General features: G+C 74.3%; 16 protein-coding genes. 3 read left to right on the top strand and 13 right to left on the bottom strand.

Going from position 1 to position 18,706, the window contains the following annotated elements:
- Positions 1 to 26: 26 nt before the first annotated feature.
- From ACI79L_RS22255 to ACI79L_RS22220, 8 genes are all read right to left on the bottom strand, one after another.
- Positions 27 to 860 (bottom strand): carbohydrate ABC transporter permease, encoded by an 834-nt coding sequence (locus tag ACI79L_RS22255; RefSeq protein ID WP_456938883.1) that lies wholly within the window; start codon positions 858 to 860, stop codon positions 27 to 29.
- On the bottom strand, positions 860 to 1,822 hold the full coding sequence (locus ACI79L_RS22250) for a carbohydrate ABC transporter permease (RefSeq protein ID WP_456930322.1): 963 nt from the start codon (positions 1,820 to 1,822) through the stop codon (positions 860 to 862). Before ACI79L_RS22250 ends, ACI79L_RS22255 begins: the two co-directional genes overlap by 1 nt.
- Positions 1,819 to 3,066, bottom strand: a complete 1,248-nt coding sequence (locus ACI79L_RS22245; protein ID WP_456938882.1) for an extracellular solute-binding protein — start codon at positions 3,064 to 3,066, stop codon at positions 1,819 to 1,821. Before ACI79L_RS22245 ends, ACI79L_RS22250 begins: the two co-directional genes overlap by 4 nt.
- A gap of 231 nt (positions 3,067 to 3,297) precedes the next feature.
- Positions 3,298 to 4,527 carry a DUF4032 domain-containing protein gene (locus ACI79L_RS22240; protein WP_456930324.1) on the bottom strand — a complete coding sequence of 410 codons (1,230 nt, stop codon included), beginning with the start codon at positions 4,525 to 4,527 and terminating at the stop codon, positions 3,298 to 3,300.
- Between the two features lie 131 nt (positions 4,528 to 4,658).
- Positions 4,659 to 5,072: a helix-turn-helix domain-containing protein gene (locus tag ACI79L_RS22235; RefSeq protein WP_456938881.1), complete on the bottom strand. Its 414-nt coding sequence runs from the start codon at positions 5,070 to 5,072 to the stop codon at positions 4,659 to 4,661.
- 158 nt (positions 5,073 to 5,230) lie between these two features.
- On the bottom strand, positions 5,231 to 5,893 hold the full coding sequence (gene pgsA / locus ACI79L_RS22230) for a CDP-diacylglycerol--glycerol-3-phosphate 3-phosphatidyltransferase (RefSeq protein WP_456930326.1): 663 nt from the start codon (positions 5,891 to 5,893) through the stop codon (positions 5,231 to 5,233).
- 7 nt (positions 5,894 to 5,900) lie between these two features.
- Positions 5,901 to 7,337: a MiaB/RimO family radical SAM methylthiotransferase gene (locus ACI79L_RS22225; RefSeq protein ID WP_456938880.1), complete on the bottom strand. Its 1,437-nt coding sequence runs from the start codon at positions 7,335 to 7,337 to the stop codon at positions 5,901 to 5,903.
- A 68-nt stretch (positions 7,338 to 7,405) separates the two neighbouring features.
- Entirely contained in the window at positions 7,406 to 9,961 is a 2,556-nt protein-coding gene (locus ACI79L_RS22220) for a DNA translocase FtsK (RefSeq protein ID WP_456938879.1), read from the bottom strand.
- A 73-nt stretch (positions 9,962 to 10,034) separates the two neighbouring features.
- Here ACI79L_RS22220 and ACI79L_RS22215 point away from each other — a divergent pair, with 73 nt between their 5' ends.
- Entirely contained in the window at positions 10,035 to 11,978 is a 1,944-nt protein-coding gene (locus ACI79L_RS22215) for a dipeptidyl-peptidase 5 (RefSeq protein WP_456938878.1), read from the top strand.
- A 58-nt stretch (positions 11,979 to 12,036) separates the two neighbouring features.
- Here ACI79L_RS22215 and ACI79L_RS22210 read toward each other — a convergent pair whose 3' ends face one another.
- Genes ACI79L_RS22210 through ACI79L_RS22190 form a run of 5 tightly spaced genes read right to left on the bottom strand, consistent with a single transcriptional unit; the run spans position 12,037 to position 17,250 of the window.
- Entirely contained in the window at positions 12,037 to 13,749 is a 1,713-nt protein-coding gene (locus ACI79L_RS22210) for a ribonuclease J (RefSeq protein WP_456938877.1), read from the bottom strand.
- Between the two features lie 19 nt (positions 13,750 to 13,768).
- The gene (gene dapA / locus ACI79L_RS22205) at positions 13,769 to 14,665 is read right to left on the bottom strand and encodes a 4-hydroxy-tetrahydrodipicolinate synthase (RefSeq protein WP_456938876.1); all 897 of its coding nucleotides are present in this window, start codon (positions 14,663 to 14,665) and stop codon (positions 13,769 to 13,771) included.
- Positions 14,666 to 14,675: 10 nt separating this feature from the next.
- Positions 14,676 to 15,197, bottom strand: a complete 522-nt coding sequence (locus tag ACI79L_RS22200) for a dihydrofolate reductase (protein ID WP_456938875.1) — start codon at positions 15,195 to 15,197, stop codon at positions 14,676 to 14,678.
- Positions 15,194 to 16,006, bottom strand: a complete 813-nt coding sequence (locus ACI79L_RS22195) for a thymidylate synthase (protein WP_456938874.1) — start codon at positions 16,004 to 16,006, stop codon at positions 15,194 to 15,196. Before ACI79L_RS22195 ends, ACI79L_RS22200 begins: the two co-directional genes overlap by 4 nt.
- 11 nt (positions 16,007 to 16,017) lie before the next feature.
- A complete protein-coding gene (locus ACI79L_RS22190; protein WP_456938873.1) occupies positions 16,018 to 17,250 on the bottom strand; it encodes a winged helix-turn-helix domain-containing protein in 1,233 nt (410 codons plus the stop codon).
- A gap of 66 nt (positions 17,251 to 17,316) precedes the next feature.
- On the opposite strand from ACI79L_RS22190, the gene ACI79L_RS22185 reads away from it, so the two are divergent.
- Together ACI79L_RS22185 and ACI79L_RS22180 are read left to right on the top strand one after the other, a co-directional pair.
- Complete coding sequence (locus tag ACI79L_RS22185; protein WP_456938872.1) at positions 17,317 to 17,901, top strand: N-acetyltransferase family protein; 585 nt, start codon at positions 17,317 to 17,319, stop codon at positions 17,899 to 17,901.
- A complete protein-coding gene (locus ACI79L_RS22180; protein ID WP_456938871.1) occupies positions 17,898 to 18,566 on the top strand; it encodes a DUF2461 domain-containing protein in 669 nt (222 codons plus the stop codon). Before ACI79L_RS22185 ends, ACI79L_RS22180 begins: the two co-directional genes overlap by 4 nt.
- The last annotated feature ends 140 nt before the right edge of the window (positions 18,567 to 18,706 follow it).

Here is an 18,706-nt window from a genome sequence, read left to right as displayed (position 1 = left end):
TCGGCGGGATGGTGGGCACGGCCGGGTCAGCCCTTGACCGCGCCGTTGGTGAGACCGGCGACGATGCGCCGCTGGAACAGGAGCACGAGGACGACGACGGGGATGGTGACGATCACCGCCGCCGCGGCGATGGCACCGGTGGGGTCCTGGAACTGGGACGCGCCGGAGAACAGGCCGAGCGCGGCCGGGACGGGGCGGGCGGCGTTCGTCGAGGTGAGCGAGATGCCGTACGCGAAGTCGTTCCAGGCGATGAAGAAGGCGATGATCGCCGTGGTGAACACCCCGGGTGCGGCCAGCGGGACGATCACCTTGCGGAACGCCTGCCAGGTGGTCGCACCGTCGACCTGGGCCGCCTGCTCCATCTCCCAGGGGATCTCCCGGAAGAACGCCGACATGGTCCAGATGGAGATCGGCAGGGTCAGCGACAGGTAGGGGATGATCAGGCCCGGCCAGGTGTCGTACAGCCCGATCTGCCGCCACAGGTTGAACAGCGGCGTGACGATCGAGATGACCGGGAAGATCGCCACGGCCAGCGCGGTGCCGAGGATGAGCCTCTTGCCCGGGAAGTCCAGCCGGGCGATCGCGTACGCGGCGAACATCGAGAGGATGCACGAGATGAACGTCGCGATCAGGCAGATCCCGAAGCTGTTGCGCAGCGCCGGCAGGAACAGGTCACTCGCCGAGCCGGTGAGGATCGTCGAGTAGTTCTCCCACGTCCAGGCCGACGGCAGGAACGACTGGTTCGCGAGGTCCGCCGTCGTCTTGAACGACAGCGAGACGATCCAGGCGATCGGGAACAGGCAGTAGAGGACGATCAGGGCGCCGCCGATCCACCACCAGGTCTTCTCCTTGGTCGACATCAGCGCTCCCCTCGTGCCTGGGCCAGGTCGACCCGGAATCCCTTGATGAAGCTGAAGGCGATGAGCACCACCGACAGGAAGAGCAGCACGGAGACGGCCGAGCCGAGGCCGATCTCCACCCGGGAGATCGTCTGCCGGTAGGCGAGGAACGAGACCGACTCGGTGTTGTTCGCGCCGGCGGTCATGATGAAGATGCTGTCGAAGATCCGGAACGCGTCCAGGGTCCGGAACAGCAGCGCCACCATGATGGCGGCCTTCATGTTGGGGATGGTGACCCGCCACATGCGCTGCCACCAGGTGGCGCCGTCCACCTTGGCGGCCTCCTGCAGCACCTCCGGGACCTGGGCCAGGCCCGCCAGGAGCAGCAGCGAGATGAACGGCGTCGTCTTCCAGATCTCGGCCAGGCAGATGACGAACAGCGACGAGGCCTGGCCGCCGAACCAGTCGGTGGTGTCGCTGACGCCCGGCAGCCAGGCGAACCAGCTGTTGACGAAACCGGTGTTGATCTTGAAGGCGAACTGCCAGGCGTAGGCCGACACGACCGTGATCACCGCGTAGGGGATCAGGATGGCGGCCCGGACCACCGGGCGGATCGAGCTGAGGGCCTTGGCCATCACCAGGGCCAGGGCGAAGCCGAGCACCAGCTCGACGGCCACCGTGACCACCGTGATGATCACGGTGACGAGGATGGCCTGCCACCACACGCCGTCGGTGAGGATCACCCAGTAGTTGCCGAGGCCGTCGAAGGACCGGTTCTCGGGGTCGGTCAGCCGGTAGTTGAACAGCGAGTAGTAGACCGCCTGGATGATCGGGTAGGCGGTCACCAACAGCATGACCACGAAGGCCGGGCCGGCCAGCATCCAGCCGAGCTTGCGCTCGGCCCGGGACCGGTCGCTGATCGTGCCGCGGGGCGCCGAGACCGGCTGGGTCTTCTCGACCGGCGGCAGCGTCGTCTGACTCATAGCAGCTGCTCCCCTGAGAGGATGGCCTGGGTCAGGGTCTCCGTTCGCTCACCGGTCTGGTCGTCGACCGAGCCCGGTGGGTGGTACTCGCGGAGGAAGGACCCCAGGACCTCGCTGTAGTAGGCCGTGAGCGGGCGGGACGCCGCCAGCTCCAGGGACTCGCGGATGGTGTCGGCCATCGGGTAGGCCTCCTGCACCTCGGGGTCGTCGTACACCGCGACCGACGACGCCGGGTTGCCGTTGGTCACCATGTACTCGGCCTGGTTCTCGTCCTGGACGATGCAGGTGACCGCCTCGTAGGCGAGGTCGGGGTACCGGCTGAACGCCGACACGGCGATGTCGATCCCGCCCAGGGGAGGCGCGCTCGGCGTCCCCTCGTCGACGGCGGGGTACAGCGCCCAGCCGTAGTCGTCGATCGCCGACTGGTCCAGCGTCCCGGCCTCGACCTTGCCGACGCCCTGGGCGTAGACGAACGGCCAGTTGACCATGAAGCCTGCGTCGTCGCTCTCGAACTCGCTCGCGTTGGTGTCCTCGTTGGACGTGGTGAAGCCGGGGCCGACCGCGGAGGAGTTGGCCACGGCGGCCATCACCTCGGCGGCGCGGTCGGCCTCGGGGGTAGCGAGACCGAACTGGATGCTCTCGGGGGTGTCCCCGCTCTCGACGATGTACTGGCCACCGGCGGACTCGAGGAGCGCGTTGAACCACACCATCAGGGACTCCGACCGCCGGCCCTGGGCGCTGAGGAGCTTGTCCTGGCCCTCCGCGGCCTCGATCAGCTGCTCCCAGGTGACCGGCTGGGTCATGTCGAGCCCCGCCGCCTCCGCCACGGACTTCCGGTACCAGAGGAGCTGGGTGTTCGACCAGAAGGGGACCGCGACGAGCTCGCCGTCCCACGTGGCGGAGTCCAGCGCCCCCTGGAACACGCCCTCGCTGACCTCCTGCGCGACGTCCTCCGGGACGGGGGCGAGGAAGCCCGCCTGGGCGAACTCCGGCGGGAACACCACGTCGAGGCTCATGAGGTCGATCGACTCGTCCTCGGCCGCCAGCCGGCGGACCAGCTGCTCGCGCTGGGCGGGCGAGTCACGAGGGAGCTGGGACACCTCGATCGTGTAGGCCCCGTCCGACTCCTCGGAGCAGCGTTCGGCGATCGTCGCCTGGCCACCGGAGTCGGGGTTGATGTACCAGGTCAGGGTCGGGGTCCCGCCGTCCCCGTCACCGCCGCAGGCGGCCAGCGTGGACGCCACCACCGCCGCGGTGGCCGCGCTGCCCAGCGCGCGGCGTCGCCGCCTGCGCCGGTCCTGGTGTGGTCGACCGGCTCCGGTCTCCGGGATCCGTCCTGCGATGGACAAGACTCATCGCCTCCGTTTCGGCGGGCACCGACGATCACCGCGTGATCAGTACCGTGGCCCTGATCACAGGAGTGCGCAACCCGGCCGTTAACCGGGCGTGACCTGCGACAGCGGCGGCGCTCCGCCTCAGGTGCGCCGGGCGATGACCGACGGCGTGGTGATCTCCTCGGGGGTCCGGGAGAGCACGTTCTCGAGGTAGGACCGGAGGGCCTTCCGCGCCCCGACGTCGCGGCCGGCCTGCTCGGACAGGAACCACCGGTGCTCGAGCACCTCGTGGAACACCTCGGCCGGCGCCAGGCGCCCGGCGAGCTCCTTGGGGACCGCGTCGACGACCGGCTGGTACACCTCGGTCAGCCAGCGGGTGCTGGCCTCGGCCTGCGGCACCGGCCGGCCCGTCTTCTGCTCGAGGTAGGCGCGGTAGGAGCGCAGGTCGTTGAGCAGCCGGCGGGCCTGGTTCTCCTGCACCTCCAGGCCGGTCAGCCGGAACAGCTCCCGCCGGTGCTGGCCCGGGGAGGAGACCCGGGTCTCGACCCGGAGCCGGGCGCCCTCGTCGGAGGTGACGAGCTCGACCTCGCCGACGTCGAAGCCGAGGTCGTTGAGCCGCCGCAGCCGCTCGGCCACCCGGTAGCGCTGCTCGTCGGCGGAGAAGACCTCCTCGCGGGTGACCTCGTCCCACAGCAGCTCGTAGCGGCGGGGCAGGCTCTCGGCCACCTCGATGGGGTCGACGCCGTCGGGCAGGAGCTCGCCGAACTGCAGGTCCAGCAGCTCCGCGCCGACCCGCTCCCGCGCGAGGTCGAGGTCGTAGTGGCGCTGGCCGCGGGACAGCTGCGGGTGCCGCTCGGCGGTCTCGGCGTCGACCAGGTGCGCGGCCAGCGCCCCGGCGTCGAGGCGGAAGAGGGTGTTGGACAGCGAGCAGTCGCCCCAGAAGACGCCGGCCAGGTGCAGCCGCACGAGCAGCACCACCATGGTGTCCATGAGCTGGTCCACCGACTGCCGGGCGCTGGGCCGGGAGAACAGGTAGCGGTAGGACATCGAGTACTCGAGGTACCGGGTCACCAGGATCGCGTCCTGGCCGCCGGGCCGGTCCACGCAGACGCCGAGCACCGAGACCGCCGGCAGGCCCTCCTCCTCGAACTCGCCGAGCAGCGCGTACTCGTGCCGGGCCAGCGGCTCGGCGATCTCCTTGAGGGCGAAGACCTGGTCCTGCTCGGCGACGAAGCGGACGACGTGCCGGGAGATGCCGCGCTGCGGGACCTCGAGCAGCAGGTCCGGGTCCCACTCCTCCAGCGGCTGGTGCCACGGCAGCGCGAGCAGCCGGGCACCCTCGGTCCCCGGTGGCCGGAACAGGTACCGCACGGCGACCTCCGCAGGTTCCCGGAGCAGCCGACCGCCCGCCGGTGGGCGGTCTCCCCCGGGATCACCCTGCCACGGCGGGGGGCGCGACGCCCGGCACCGCGGCGGGGCGGCGCGCCCGCCGCGGTGGGCGGCTACGCGGCGAGCGAGACGGCGCGCAGCCCGGCGCGGGCCGGCTTCTCGGCGCCGACCAGCGCGAGCGCGGGCTCGGCGACGGGCGCGGCCTCGGCGGCGGGCGCCGACGCGGCGGCCGGCTCGGCCGCGGCCTCCTCGGCGGGGGCGGTGCCCGTGGGGGCCAGCGGGCGGACGCGGGTGTCGGCGCCCCGCAGTCCGGAGCTCACCTCGGCCAGCAGGTCGGCGAGCTCGACGTCGAGGGCGTCGCAGATGGAGGCGAGCAGCTCGGAGGAGGCCTCCTTCTGCCCGCGCTCGACCTCGGAGAGGTAGCCCAGGCTCACCCGGGCGGCACCGGAGACGTCGCGCAGCGTGCGCCGCTGCTGCAGCCGGTGACCGCGCAGGGTCCGCCCGAGCTGGGTGCGCAGCAGCGTCATGGCCGTCTCCTGTCTGGCAGAGGGAAGAGCGGCGGCACCCGCGGGTGCCGTGCGCCCACGGTACGCGGCCCGCCCGCCCGGGATGGAGCCGACGCGGACGCGTCCGCTCATGGCGTAACGCCGCAGGCCGGCACGCACTTCCCGGGGCGGCCCCGGCCTCAGGCCGCGCTGTCGGTGACCGAGCCGGTGGGCCCGGCGGCGCGCCGCGCGGCGGCGGCGCGCATGGCCCGGGCGCTGGTGCGGCGCAGGGTCAGCGCGCGGTAGACGTAGTCGAGGCCGGTGACCAGCGTGAGCACGACGGCGGCGGCCATGACCCACCAGCGGGCGCTGGCCAGCACCCCGGTCAGCGGCAGGGTGTACAGCCCGATGGCCAGGGCCTGGACGACGGTCTTGGCCTTGCCGCCGCGGCTGGCGGCGATGACGCCGTGCCGGATGACCCAGAACCGCAGCAGGGTCACGCCGACCTCGCGGACGAGGATGGTCAGCGTCACCCACCAGGGCAGCAGCCCGAGCACCGAGAGCCCGACCAGCGCGGTCCCGGTGAGCGCCTTGTCCGCGATGGGGTCGGCGAGCTTGCCGAACTCGGTCACCTGGCCGGTGCGGCGCGCGATGAGCCCGTCGTAGCGGTCGGTGATGATCGCCAGCGCGAAGAACACCGTCGCCCACACGCGGCGGTCGTCGTCCATGCCGCCGTCGGACAGGAGCAGGACGGCGAACACCGGCACCAGGGCCAGCCGCAGGACGGTGAGCGCGTTCGGCAGGTTGACCAGCCTGGCCGACTGCGGCGGGGTCGCCGCGGGGTCCGGCAGGACGGCGCTCACCGCCCGCTCACCGCCCGGCCGGGAGGGAGGCGGGCTCGAGGGCGGCCGCGACCAGGTCGACGCCCTCGGTGCCGACCACCTCGGCCGCGAGCAGCTGCCCGGGCCGGGCGTCGGCGGGGACGCCGGTCACCGTGGTCGTGCCGTCGGCGTCGGGGTCCTGGTGGGCGGCGTGGCCGGCCCAGACGCCCCGGCCCTCCTCCGCCGACAGGTCCTCGGTGAGCAGCACCTCGACGCGCTCGCCGACGCGGTCCTCGGCGCGCTGGGCGGTGAGCTCCTCGACCAGCTCGGTGATCCGCCGGACGCGGGCGTCGATCTCGGCCCGGCCGAGCTTGCCCGGCAGGCCGATCGCCTCGGTGCCCTCCTCGTCGGAGTAGCCGAACACCCCGACGGCGTCGAGGCGGCCCTCGGTGAGGAAGCGCTCGAGCTCGGCGACGTCGTCCTCGGTCTCCCCCGGGAAGCCGAGGATGACGTTGGTCCGGAACCCGGCCGTGGGCGCCAGCGACCGGGCGCGCTCGATCAGCGCGAGGAAGTCGTCGGTGCCGCCGAACCGGCGCATCCGGCGCAGCAGGCCGGCCGAGGAGTGCTGGAACGACAGGTCGAAGTACGGCGCGACGCCGTCGGTCGCGGCGATGACCTCGAGCAGCCCCGGGCGCAGCTCGGCCGGCTGCAGGTAGGCCACCCGCACCCGGGCGATGCCCTCGACCGCGGCCAGCTGCGGCAGCAGCCTCTCCAGCGAGCGCAGGTCGCCGAGGTCCTTGCCGTAGGAGGTGGAGTTCTCGCTGACCAGCACCAGCTCGGTCACGCCCTGCCCGGCCAGCCAGCGGGCCTCGCCGAGGACCTCGGCCGGGGGGCGGGAGACGAACGAGCCGCGGAAGGCCGGGATGGCGCAGAAGGCGCACCGCCGGTCGCAGCCGGAGGCGAGCTTGAGCGCGGCGGAGGGACCGGAGGCCAGCCGGCGGCGCTGCACCCAGCCGTGGCCGGGGATGGCCGGCGCCTCCGCAGACGCGGCCGCGGCGGTGCGGGCCACCGGGCTGATCGGCAGCAGCGTGCGGCGGTCGCGCGGCGAGTGCGGGACCAGCGGCCGGCCGGCGAGGACGTCGTCGAGCCGGTCGCCGATCGCGGCGTAGTCGTCGAAGCCGAGCACGGTGGCCTCGGGCAGCGCCCCGGCCAGCTCGGAGCCGTAGCGCTCGGCCATGCACCCGACGGCGACCACCTCGGCGCCGCTGTCGGTGGCCGCGAGGATGGCGTCGACCGAGTCCTTCTTGGCCGACTCGATGAACCCGCAGGTGTTGACCAGGACGGCGTCGGCGCCCTCGGGGTCCTCGACCAGTCGGTAGCCGTCGGCGGCCAGGCGGCCGGCCAGCTCCTCCGAGTCGACCTCGTTGCGGGCGCAGCCGAGGGTCACCACCGCCACCGTGCGGGCAGGGCCGGTCGGAGCTGTCACCGGCCCATCGTAGGCGCCGGGCGCCACCCTCCCCTGCCGAGCGGGGGTGACGCCGCCCGCTCCCCCGCTCAGCCCTCGCCCGCGGGGAGGGTCCCGCCACGCAGCGTGAACAGGACCGACTCCAGCTCGTCGGGCTTGACCAGCACGTCGCGGGCCTTGGAGCCCTCCGACGGGCCGACGACGCCCCGGGTCTCCATGAGGTCCATGAGCCGGCCGGCCTTGGCGAAGCCGACCCGCAGCTTGCGCTGCAGCATCGACGTCGAGCCGAACTGGCTGGTGACGACGAGCTCGACGGCCTGGCACAGCAGGTCCAGGTCCCCGCCGATGTCCTCGTCGACCTCCTTCTTCTCGCCCTGCGCGGCGCTGAAGACCTCCTCGCGGTACTCCGGCTCGGCCTGGCGCTTGGTGAACTCGACGACCGCCTCGATCTCGGCGTCGGACACGTAGGCGCCCTGCACGCGGATCGGCTTGCCGGCGCCGATCGGGAGGAACAGGGCGTCGCCCATGCCGATCAGCTTCTCCGCGCCGGGCTGGTCGAGGATGACCCGGCTGTCGGTGAGGCTGGAGGTGGAGAACGCCAGCCGCGAGGGCACGTTGGCCTTGATCAGGCCGGTGACGACGTCGACCGAGGGCCGCTGGGTGGCGAGCAGGAGGTGGATGCCGGCCGCGCGCGCCTTCTGGGTGATGCGGACGATCGACTCCTCGACGTCGCGCGGGGCGACCATCATGAGGTCGGCGAGCTCGTCGACGATCGCGAGGATGTACGGGTAGGGCCGGTAGACCCGTTCGCTGCCCGGCGGCGCCACGATCTCGCCCCGCTCGACCTTGCGGTTGAAGTCGTCGATGTGCCGGACGCCGGACGCCCGCATGTCCTGGTAGCGCTGCTCCATCTCCTCGACCAGCCAGGCCAGCGCGGTGGCGGCCTTCTTCGGGTCGGTGATGATCGGCGTGATCAGGTGCGGGATGCCGTCGTAGGGCGTGAGCTCGACCATCTTCGGGTCGACCAGGATCATCCGCAGCTGGTCGGGCGTGGCCCGCAGCAGCAGCGACACCAGCACCGAGTTGACGCAGCTGGACTTGCCGGAGCCGGTCGCGCCGGCGACCAGCAGGTGCGGCATCTTCGCGAGGTTGGCGCAGACGAAGCCGCCCTCGATGTCCTTGCCCAGGCCCACGAGCATCGGGTGCGGGTCCTGCTTGGCCACGGTCGAGCGCATGACGTCGCCGAGGCTGACGGTCTCGCGGTCGGTGTTGGGCACCTCGACGCCGACCGCGGACTTGCCCGGGATGGGGGCGAGGATGCGGATGTTGTCGTTGGCGACCGCGTACGCGAGGTTCTTGGTCAGCGCGGTGATCTTCTCGACCTTGACCGCGGGGCCGAGCTCGATCTCGTAGCGGGTGACCGTCGGGCCGCGGGTGAAGCTCGTGACCGCGGCGTCGACGTTGAACTGCTCGAGGACGCCGGTGATCGCCTCGATGGCGGCGTCGTTGGCCTGCGAGCGGGCCCGCGGCGGGGTGCCCGGGCGCAGCGAGGTGATCGAGGGCAGCACGTAGTCGCCCTCGACCGGCTCGATGACCAGCTGCTGCGGCTCCTCGACCGGCGGGAGGTCCTCCGGCGGCGCCGTCCGGTCGACGACGGCCGGCCGCCGGGGCGCGGCGGGCGCCGGCTCGGGCGCGGGCTCGTGCCGGACGGCCTCCCGCACGTCGGCGGTGGGCACGTGGTCGATCGGGCCGGTGGCGGTGAGGTCGGGGGCGTCCTCGTCGAGCACCTCGGCCAGCGCGGCGCGCTTGGAGCGGCGCGGCTTGACCGGGGCCTCCGGCTCCTCCTCGGCCCACTCCTCGTCGTAGCCGTCCTCGTCCCACTCCTCGTCGCCGCCCCGGCCGACGAGCTCGCGCAGCCGCTCGGGCACCTGGTGCAGCGGGGTCCCGGTGAGCACGAGGACCGCGAAGACGGCGAGCAGGGAGAGCAGGACGACGGCCACGACGGCGCCGAGCCCGGCGGTCAGCGGCGTCCCGACGGCCCAGCCGACCAGGCCGCCCGAGCCGGGCTCCCCGCCCATCGGGTCGGCGGGGGTGCCGACGACGGAGGCGATGCCGAGCACCGCGAGCGTGGCGCACACCCAGCCGATGGCAAGCCGGCCGCGGGCCTCCGGGCGCGGCGCGCGGCGCAGCAGCCGCAGCGCGACGAGGAACAGCAGCGCGGGCAGGACGACGAGCAGGGAGCCGACGATCCAGCGGACGCCGTCGGCCAGGCCCGCGCCCACGGGGCCGATGCCGTCGAACCAGGCGGCGGCGCCGAGCACGACGGCGAGCCCGAGGACGGCGAGGCCGGCACCGTCGCGGCGGTGCTCGGGGGCCAGCGGCTCGGCCTCCTCCGGGCGGGCGATCGAGCGGGCCAGCCCGCCGGCGCCGCGGGCGACCAGCGACCAGGCGCCCGCGGCGGCCCGGAAGGCACCGGCGGCCGCGCCCGGCCCCTGCTTGGGGGCGGGCTTGCGGGCGGGCGGCTTGCGGTTGCCGTTGCGGGCGGGCGTGCGCGGGGCCGGCCGCTTGCCGGAGGCCGTCGACCCGGACCGGCCCTTCGGGGCCGAGCCGGCCGGCCGGCGCGAGGGCGTGGTGCGGGCAGGCATGCGTCGACGGTAGCCGCCGGCCGGCGTCCTCCCAGGAAGGCGCGTGATCGTGTCCCCCGCCTACGGTCGCTGCATGCCGACCTCCTCCCCCGTCCCGTACGGCAGCTGGCCCACCCCGATCACCTCGGCACTCGTCGTCCGCGCGGCCGCGCGCCTCGGCGAGGTCGCCGTCGACGGCGGCGACGTCTGGTGGTCCGAGTCACGCCCCGGCGAGGGCGGCCGGTCGGCGCTGGTCCGGCGCGCGGCCGACGGCACCACGACCGACGTCCTCCCCTCCCCCTGGAACGCCCGCACCCGGGTGCACGAGTACGGCGGGGCGGCGTGGGCGGTCGCCGGCGGCACGCTGTGGTTCACCCACTTCGACGACCAGCGGCTGTACCGGCTGTCCCCCGGCGACGAGGCACCCGTCGCCGTCACGCCCGAGCCGGAGCTGCCGGCCGGCGTGCGGTACGCCGACCTGACCCCGGACGCCGACGGGTCGCTGCTCGCCGTCCGGGAGACGCACACCGCCTCCGGCGCCGCGGCCGACGTCGTCGACGAGGTGGTGCGGCTGGCGCCGGACGGCACCGCCGAGGTGCTGGTCGGCGGGCCGGACTTCGTCTCCGACCCCCGGCCCGGCCCCGGCGGGCAGCTGGCCTGGCTGCAGTGGCACCACCCGGACATGCCCTGGGACGCCGCGCAGCTGGTCGTCCGCGCCGCCGACGGCACCGAGACCGTGGTCGCGGGCGGGCCGGGCGAGTCGGCCGTGCAGCCCACCTGGGCCGACGACGGCACCCTGTGGTTCTGCTGCGACCGCACCGACGTGTGGTCGCTGTGGCGGTGGCGGCCGGGCGGTGAGGCGGAGCTGGTCCTCGACACCGGCACCGAGATCGCCGGGCCGCAGTGGGTCTTCGGCTCCCGCCGGTTCGTCCTGCTGCCCGGCGGCCGGGTGGTCGCCGCGGCCGGCGGGGAGGGAGGGGACCGGCTGGTCGTGGTGGAGGCCGACGGGACCACGCGGGAGGTGGCGCTGCCCGGGTGGACCGCCCTGCGCTACCTCACCGGGCTCGGCGACGCCGTCGTCTGCGTGGCCGGCAGCCCGGCGAGCGAGCCCGTGGTGCTGCGCGCGGACCTCTCCGGGCGCAGCGAGGTGCTGCGCCCGGCGCGCGACCTGGGGCTGGACCCGGCCTGGTTCTCCGCGCCGGAGCACCTGACCTTCCCGACCGAGGAGCGCGGCACCGGCATCGCCGAGGCGCACGCCGCGGTCTACCCGCCGGCGAACCCGGAGGCCACCGCGCCCGAGGGGGACCTGCCGCCGCTGATCGTGATGGTGCACGGCGGCCCGACGTCGGCCCACCCGCGCGTGCTGGACCTGGAGATCCAGTACTTCACCTCGCGCGGCTTCTGCGTGGCGCACGTCGACTACCGCGGCTCCACCGGCTACGGCCGCCGCTACCGCGACGCGCTGCAGGGCCGGTGGGGCGTCGTCGACCTCGACGACGTCGTCGCCTGCGCCCGCTCCCTCGCCGACGCCGGCCGGGTGGACCCCGCCCGCATGGCCATCCGCGGCGGCTCGGCCGGCGGCTACACGACGCTGGCCGCGCTCACCCTGCGGCCCGGCGTCTTCACCGCCGGCGCCAGCCACTTCGGCGTCGCCGACCTCGGCGCCCTGGCCTCGGACACGCACAAGTTCGAGTCCCGCTACCTCGACGGGCTGGTCGCGCCGTGGCCGGAGGGCGCCGACGTGTACGCCGAGCGCTCGCCGATCACGCAGGTCGACGCGCTGGACACCCCGCTGGCGGTGTTCCAGGGCGCCGAGGACCGCGTCGTCCCGCCGGAGCAGGCCGAGGTGATGGTCGCGGCGCTGCGGGAGAAGGGCGTGCCGCACGCCTACCTGCTGTTCGACGGCGAGCAGCACGGCTTCCGGCGGGCGGAGAACATCCGCGCCGCCCTCGACGGCGAGCTGTCCTTCTACGCGCAGGTGTGGGGCTTCGACCTGCCGGCCGGCGAGGGCATCGACCCGATCGAGGTCGTGCGCTAGCGGAAGGACCCCCTCCTCCCCACCCTCGCAGGCTCGGGGCGGTGCCCTGGCGGGGGCCTCACACCTCCAGGACGGTGGGGATGATCATCGGGCGGCGGCGGTGGGTGTCGGACACCCACTTGCCGACCGTCCGGCGGATCGTCTGCGACAGCCGGTGGGCGTCGCGCTGACCGTCGGCGAGCTCCCGCTTGAGGTTGTCCTCGACCAGGTGCAGCACCTCGTCGAAGGCGCTCGGGTCGTCGGAGAAGCCGCGGGTGGACAGGTGCACCGGCCGGACGATCGTGCCCGTCGAGGGCTCGATCACCACGGTGAGCGCCACGAAGCCCTCGTCGCCGAGGATCCGCCGCTCCTGCAGCGACTCCTCGCCGACGTCGCCCACGTTGAGCCCGTCGACGTAGACGTTGCCCACCGGCACCGACCCGGTGATCGAGGCCTTGCCGTCGACCAGGTCCACCACCACGCCGTCCTCGGCGAGGAGGACCCGGTCGGCGGTCATGCCGGTCTCCTCGGCCAGCGCGGCGTGCGCCCGCAGGTGCCGCCACTCCCCGTGCACCGGCATCAGGTAGCGCGGCTTGGCGACGTTGAGCAGGGTGCGCAGCTCGCCGGCCGGGGCGTGCCCGGAGACGTGCACGCGCGCGGTCTCCTTGTGCACCACGGTGGCGCCGAGCCGGGCCAGCCCGTTGATGACCTTGTAGACGGCGGTCTCGTTGCCGGGCACCAGGGAGGAGGCCAGCACGATCGTGTCGCCGGCCTCGATGGTGACCTGGTGGTGCTCGCCGCGGGCCATGCGCCCGAGCGCCGACAGCGGCTCACCCTGCGAGCCGGTACTGATCAGCACCACCTGCTCCGGCGGCATGCTCGTCGCCTCGTCCAGGCTCACCATCAGCCCCGGCGCGACCCGCAGCAGGCCCAGGTCCCGGGCGACACCCATGTTGCGGACCATCGAGCGGCCGACCAGGGCGACCTTGCGGCCGTGCGTCTCCGCGGCGTCGAGCACCTGCTGGATGCGGTGCACGTGGCTGGCGAAGCTGGACACGATCAGCCGCTGGGTGGCGCGGCGGAAGACGTCCTCGAGCACCGGCCCGATCGACCGCTCGGGCGTGACGAACCCGGGAATCTCGGCGTTGGTGGAGTCGGCCAGCAGCAGGTCGATGCCCTCGAGGCCCAGCCGGGCGAAGGCGCCGAGGTCGGTGAGGACGCCGTCGAGCGGGAGCTGGTCCATCTTGAAGTCGCCGGTGTGCACCAGCACGCCCGCGGGCGTGTGGACGGCGACGGCCAGCGCGTCGGGGATCGAGTGGTTGACCGCGATGAACTCGCAGTGGAACGGCCCGGCGACGTGGTCGTCGCCCGCCGCGACCTCGACCAGGGTCGGCACCAGCCGGTGCTCGCGCAGCTTGGCCGCCACCAGGGCGAGGGTGAACCGCGAGCCGACCAGCGGGATGTCCCCGCGCAGCCGCAGCAGGTAGGGGATCGCGCCGATGTGGTCCTCGTGCCCGTGGGTGAGGACGACGGCGACGACGTCGTCGAGGCGGTGCTCGATGACCCCGAAGTCGGGGAGGATCAGGTCGACGCCGGGCTGCTCGGCCTCGGGGAACAGCACCCCGCAGTCGATGACCAGCAGCTTCCCGTCGAACTCGACCACGGCCATGTTGCGGCCGATCTCGCCGAGCCCGCCGAGGGCGATGACCCGCAGGCCGCCGGCGGGCAGCGGGGGCGGCGTCTTGAGGTCCAGGTGCGGCTGACCGGCGGTGCCGGCGGAGCTGACGGTCACGGGGCGGTGCTCGCAGGGATCACAGGGGGATGCCTCCGTCGGCGAGGTCGGCGCGCAGCTGCGCGATCTGCTCGGGCGTGGCGTCGACGAGCGGAGGGCGCACGGGGCCGGCGGGCAGCCCCAGCTCGCGCAGCGCCGCCTTCACCATGATGACGCCCTGGGTGCGGAAGATGCCGGTGTACAGCGGCAGCAGGGTCTCGTTGACCTCGCGCGCCTTGGCCAGGTCGCCGGACTCGACCGCGGCGATCAGCTCGGCGAGCCGGGGGCCGGCCAGGTGGCCGACGACGCTCACCACGCCGACGGCGCCGAGGGCCAGCATCGGCAGGTTGACCATGTCCTCGCCGCAGTAGTAGGCGAGGTCGGTGCGGGCCAGCGTCCAGGCGAGCGCGCCGAAGTCGCCCTTGGCGTCCTTCACCGCGACGATGCGCGGGTGCTCGGCGGCGCGGACCAGCGTCTCCACCTCGATCGGCACCACCGAGCGGGGCGGGATGTCGTAGAGCATCACCGGCAGGTCGGTGGAGTCGGCGACCGCGGTGAAGTGCCGCAGCAGCCCGGCCTGCGGCGGCTTGTTGTAGTACGGGGTGACGACGAGCAGGCCGTCGGCGCCCAGCCGCTCGGCCCGGCGCGCGTTCTCGATGGTGTGCGCGGTGTCGTTGGTGCCGACCCCAGCGACCACGGAGGCGCGGTCGCCCACCGCGTCGATGACCGCCTCGAGGACGGCGTGCTGCTCCCCGTCGCTCAGCGTGGGGGCCTCCCCGGTGGTGCCGAGGACGACGAGGCCGTCGTGGGCCTGACGGTCGACCAGGTGCGCGGCCAGCTCCTGGGCCCCGGCGAGGTCGATCGAGCCGTCCTCCGCGAGCGGGGTGACCATCGCCGTGATGACACGTCCGAACGGCCGGGCGGGGTCGGTGGTCATGCCGAGGAATCTACCGACCGGCCGCGGGCGTCCCGGTCCCGGCAGCATCCCGCCGGAACTCGGAGACGGCGTACCGCAGCCCGGTCGTCGAGGTCTCCCACCCCGCGCCCGGCGTGCGGGACACGCGCTGCCAGCCGTCGTCGAGGACGGGGGCGCGGGTGTCGCCGTCGACGGCCAGGTCGACGTCGGTGACGACCAGCCGGTGCGCGTGCGGGAGGAACGCCGCGTAGACGGCCGCGCCGCCGATCACCCAGCAGTCCGGGTGCGCGGCGAGCACGCCGGCCACCGAGCCGGCCCGCTCCGCGCCGTCGGCGTACCAGTCGGCGTCGGTGGTCAGGACGACGTTCACCCGGCCCGGCAGCGGCCGGTTGGGCGCGGGCAGCGACTCCCAGGTGCGCCGCCCCATCACGACGGTGCCGCCGCCGGTCAGGCGCCGGAACAGCCGCAGGTCCTCGGGCAGGTGCCAGGGCAGGGCGCCGCCGGCGCCGATGACCCGGTCGTGTGCCTGCGCCCAGATGAGCGAGACGGTCACACCGCGACGGCGGCGCGGATGGCCGGGTGCGGGTCGTAGCCCTGCAGGGTGAACGACTCGAAGGCGTGGTCGAACAGCGACGGCGCCGGGGCGATCTCCAGCGTCGGGAACGGCCGGACCTCGCGGGAGAGCTGCTCGCGCACCTGCTCGACGTGGTTGCTGTAGACGTGGCAGTCGCCGCCGACCCAGATGAACTCGCCCGGCTCCAGGCCGACCTGCGCGGCGACCATGCGGGTCAACAGGGCGTAGCTGGCGATGTTGAACGGGACGCCGAGGAACATGTCGGCGCTGCGCTGGTAGAGCTGGCAGGACAGCCGGCCGTCGTGGACGGCGAACTGGAACAGCGCGTGGCAGGGGGCCAGCGCCATGTCCGGCAGTGCGGCGACGTTCCACGCCGACACGACCATGCGCCGGGAGTCGGGGTCCTTGCGCAGCGTGTCGAGGACGCCCTGGATCTGGTCGATCGTGCCGCCGTCGGGGGTGGGCCAGGAGCGCCACTGGACGCCGTAGACCGGCCCGAGGTCGCCGTTCGCGTCGGCCCACTCGTCCCAGATGGTGACGCCGTGCTCCTGCAGCCAGCGGACGTTGCCGTCACCGCGCAGGAACCACAGCAGCTCGACCGCCACCGACCGGAAGTGCACCTTCTTCGTCGTGACGAGCGGGAACGACGTCGACAGGTCGTAGCGCAGCCGCTCACCGAAGGTGCTGACCGTGCCGGTCCCGGTGCGGTCGGACTTCGGCGTGCCGGTCTCGAGGATCCGCCGCAGGAGGTCCTCGTACTGCGTGTCCACCGGTCCGTTGCTCACCACGGGCGTCGAGCCTAGGCGACCACGGGGCGCGGGGCGGGCAGCGCGGCGGTGAGGTCGGCCGCGAGGTCCCCGCGGTCCGCCACGGCGACGTCGTCGAGCTCCAACCAGTCCGCCATCAGCCACAGCTCCTCGGCCAGCGCGGCGGCGACCTCCGCGCGGTCGACGCCGTCCTCGGCGTGGGTGGCCTGCGCCCGCAGCACGCCGGCCTGGCGGTCGGCCTTGAGGTCGACCCGCGCCACCAGGCGGTCGCCGAGCAGGAAGGGCAGCACGTAGTACCCGTGCACCCGCTGCGCGGCGGGCGTGTAGATCTCCAGCCGGTAGCGGAAGCCGAAGATGCGCTCGACCCGCGGCCGCTCCCACACCAGCGAGTCGAACGGGGACAGCAGCGCACGGGCGCGGATCCACCGCGGCCGGCGGGCGGCCGGGTCCAGCCAGGCGGGCGCGCCCCACCCGGCCACCTCGACCGGCAGCAGCTCCCCCGCGTCGGCGAGCTCGGCGATCGCCCGCCGCGCCTGCGCGGGCCGCAGCCGGAAGTAGTCGCGCAGGTCCCGCTCGGTGGCCACGCCGAGCGCGCGGGCGGCAGTGCGCACGAGCTCGCGGACGGCGTCGGCGGGGTCCGGCGTCGGGGTCTGCAGGACGGCGGCGGGCAGGACCCGCTCGGTGAGGTCGTAGACCCGCTCGAACGACGTCGTCCGCGCCCGCGCGGTGAGCACGCCGGTGTAGAAGAGCCACTCGAGGGCGACCTTGCCGGCGTGCCAGTTCCACATCTGCCCGGGCCGGTCCGGGCGGGGCTCGGCGAGGTCGCTGGCCTTGGTCGGGCCGCCCTCCCGCACCCGGTCGAGCACCTCGGCCACGTAGCCCGGCCGCTCGCGCTGGATGCGCACCATCGAGCCCCAGGCGTGCTCCTCGGCGGCGGCCATGCGCCAGCGCAGGTGCGGGTGCAGCCGCACCGGGAGGAAGGACGCCTCGTGCGCCCAGAACTCGAACAGCTCGTGCCGGCGGGCGGTGAAGTCGTCGAGGACCGCCCGCCGGTAGGCGCCCAGCCGGCTGAACGCGGGCAGGTAGTGCGACCGGGACAGCACGTTGACCGAGTCGATCTGCACGACGCCGAGCCGGTCGACCATCCGCCGCAGCTGCCGGCTGTCGACCACCCCGCTGGGCCGAGGGTCGGCGAAGCCCTGCGCGGCCAGGGCGATGCGCCGGGCGAGGGCAGCGGGCAGCCGGTCGGCGACGGGAGCGGGCACGTCGCCGATCCTGCCGTGCACCGGTGACGGTCCGCCTCCGCCCTCCCCCGACCTAGGCTGCCCGGCGTGGAACCCCGCCCGGCCTTCCCGCGCCTGACCGGCACCGCGGACGTGTCCGTGCGCCCCGCCGTCGCCGCGGACGCCGCCGAGGTGGCGCGCGTGCAGGGCGACACCTGGCGCACCGCCTACCGCGACGTCCTGCCGCCGGCCGCGCTCGAGGGCTGGGACCCCGCGGCCGCCGAGGCGGCCTGGTCGGCGGCGATCACCGCCCCGCCCACCGCGGCGCACGGGGTGCTGGTCGCCCTGGACGGCGGCCGGGTGGTCGGCTTCGCCGCGTTCGGTCCCGCCGAGCTGTCCGACGGCGAGCAGCCGCACCCGGCCGGCCCGACGACCGAGCTCGCGGTCCTCCTGGTGGAACCGCGGTGGGGACGGCGGGGACACGGCAGCCGGCTGCTCGCGGCGGTGGCCGACTTGGCCGCCGGCACGGGCGCGGCGCGGCTGACCGCCTGGGTGCTCGAGGTCGACCGTGTCATGGCCGGTTTCCTCGAGTCGGCCGGGTGGGACCGGGACGGCTGGGCACGCACCCTCGACGCCGCCGGGGTCCCGCTGCGCGAGGTCCGCTGGCACACCCTGCTGGGAGGAGACGCATGACGTTCCAGGGCTTCCCCGACGAGGGCCTGGTGTTCTACGAGGGCCTGGAGGCGGACAACTCCAAGACCTACTGGACGCGGCACCGCGCCGTGTACGACACCTGCGTCCGGGCGCCCATGCAGGCCCTCGTCGACGAGCTGGCCGCGGAGTTCGGCCCGGCTAAGCTCTTCCGCCCCTACCGGGACGTCCGCTTCAGCAACGACAAGACGCCGTACAAGACGCACCAGGGCGCCGTCGCCAACCCGGAGGGCCGGGGCGCGGGCGCCTGGTACGTCGAGATCTCCGCCGCGGGCCTGCGGGTGGCGGGCGGTGCCTGGCGGCTGGAGTCCGACCAGGTCGAGCGCTACCGCCGGGCCGTCGCCGACGACGTCCAGGGCCCGCGGCTGCGGGACGAGGTGGGCCGCCTGGCCGCGGCCGGCTGGGCCGTCGACGGCGACCGCCTCACCCGGGTGCCCAAGGGCTACGACCTGAGCGGCGAGGACGCCCGTGCGGACCTGCTGCGGCACCGGTCCCTGCACGCCGGCCGGCTCTTCGACTTCGCCGAGTGGCTGCACGGGCGCGAGGCGCTCGAGCGGGTCCGCACCGCCTGGCGGGACCTGACCGCGCTGAACGCCTGGCTGACGGACAACGTCGGCGCGACGACGAAGGAGATCCGTCGGCGCTGACCGGCGTCCGCATTGCCGTTCTGACGGAATGCAGAAGGGGGGGGGGCCCCCGCGCCGGGGGGGGGGCGCGGGGGGGGGGGGGGGGGGGGGGGGGGGGGCGCGGCCCCCCCCCCCCCCCCAGCCGCCCCTCGCCCGGCGGG

The sequence above is a fragment of the Geodermatophilus sp. SYSU D00684 genome, assembly GCF_054050455.1.
Note: the sequence above shows the minus strand (reverse complement) of the source record. Positions and strands in the feature narration are given on the sequence as shown.

What these genes read in the sequence shown, in the direction of transcription:
- ACI79L_RS22255 (WP_456938883.1), bottom strand. Translation starts at nt 860, where the DNA reads ATGTCGACCAAGGAGAAGACCTGGTGGTGGATCGGCGGCGCCCTGATC.
- ACI79L_RS22250 (WP_456930322.1), bottom strand. Translation starts at nt 1,822, where the DNA reads ATGAGTCAGACGACGCTGCCGCCGGTCGAGAAGACCCAGCCGGTCTCG.
- ACI79L_RS22235 (WP_456938881.1), bottom strand. Translation starts at nt 5,072, where the DNA reads ATGACGCTGCTGCGCACCCAGCTCGGGCGGACCCTGCGCGGTCACCGG.
- ACI79L_RS22220 (WP_456938879.1), bottom strand. Translation starts at nt 9,961, where the DNA reads ATGCCTGCCCGCACCACGCCCTCGCGCCGGCCGGCCGGCTCGGCCCCG.
- ACI79L_RS22215 (WP_456938878.1), top strand. Translation starts at nt 10,035, where the DNA reads ATGCCGACCTCCTCCCCCGTCCCGTACGGCAGCTGGCCCACCCCGATC.
- dapA (WP_456938876.1), bottom strand. Translation starts at nt 14,665, where the DNA reads ATGACCACCGACCCCGCCCGGCCGTTCGGACGTGTCATCACGGCGATG.
- ACI79L_RS22180 (WP_456938871.1), top strand. Translation starts at nt 17,898, where the DNA reads ATGACGTTCCAGGGCTTCCCCGACGAGGGCCTGGTGTTCTACGAGGGC.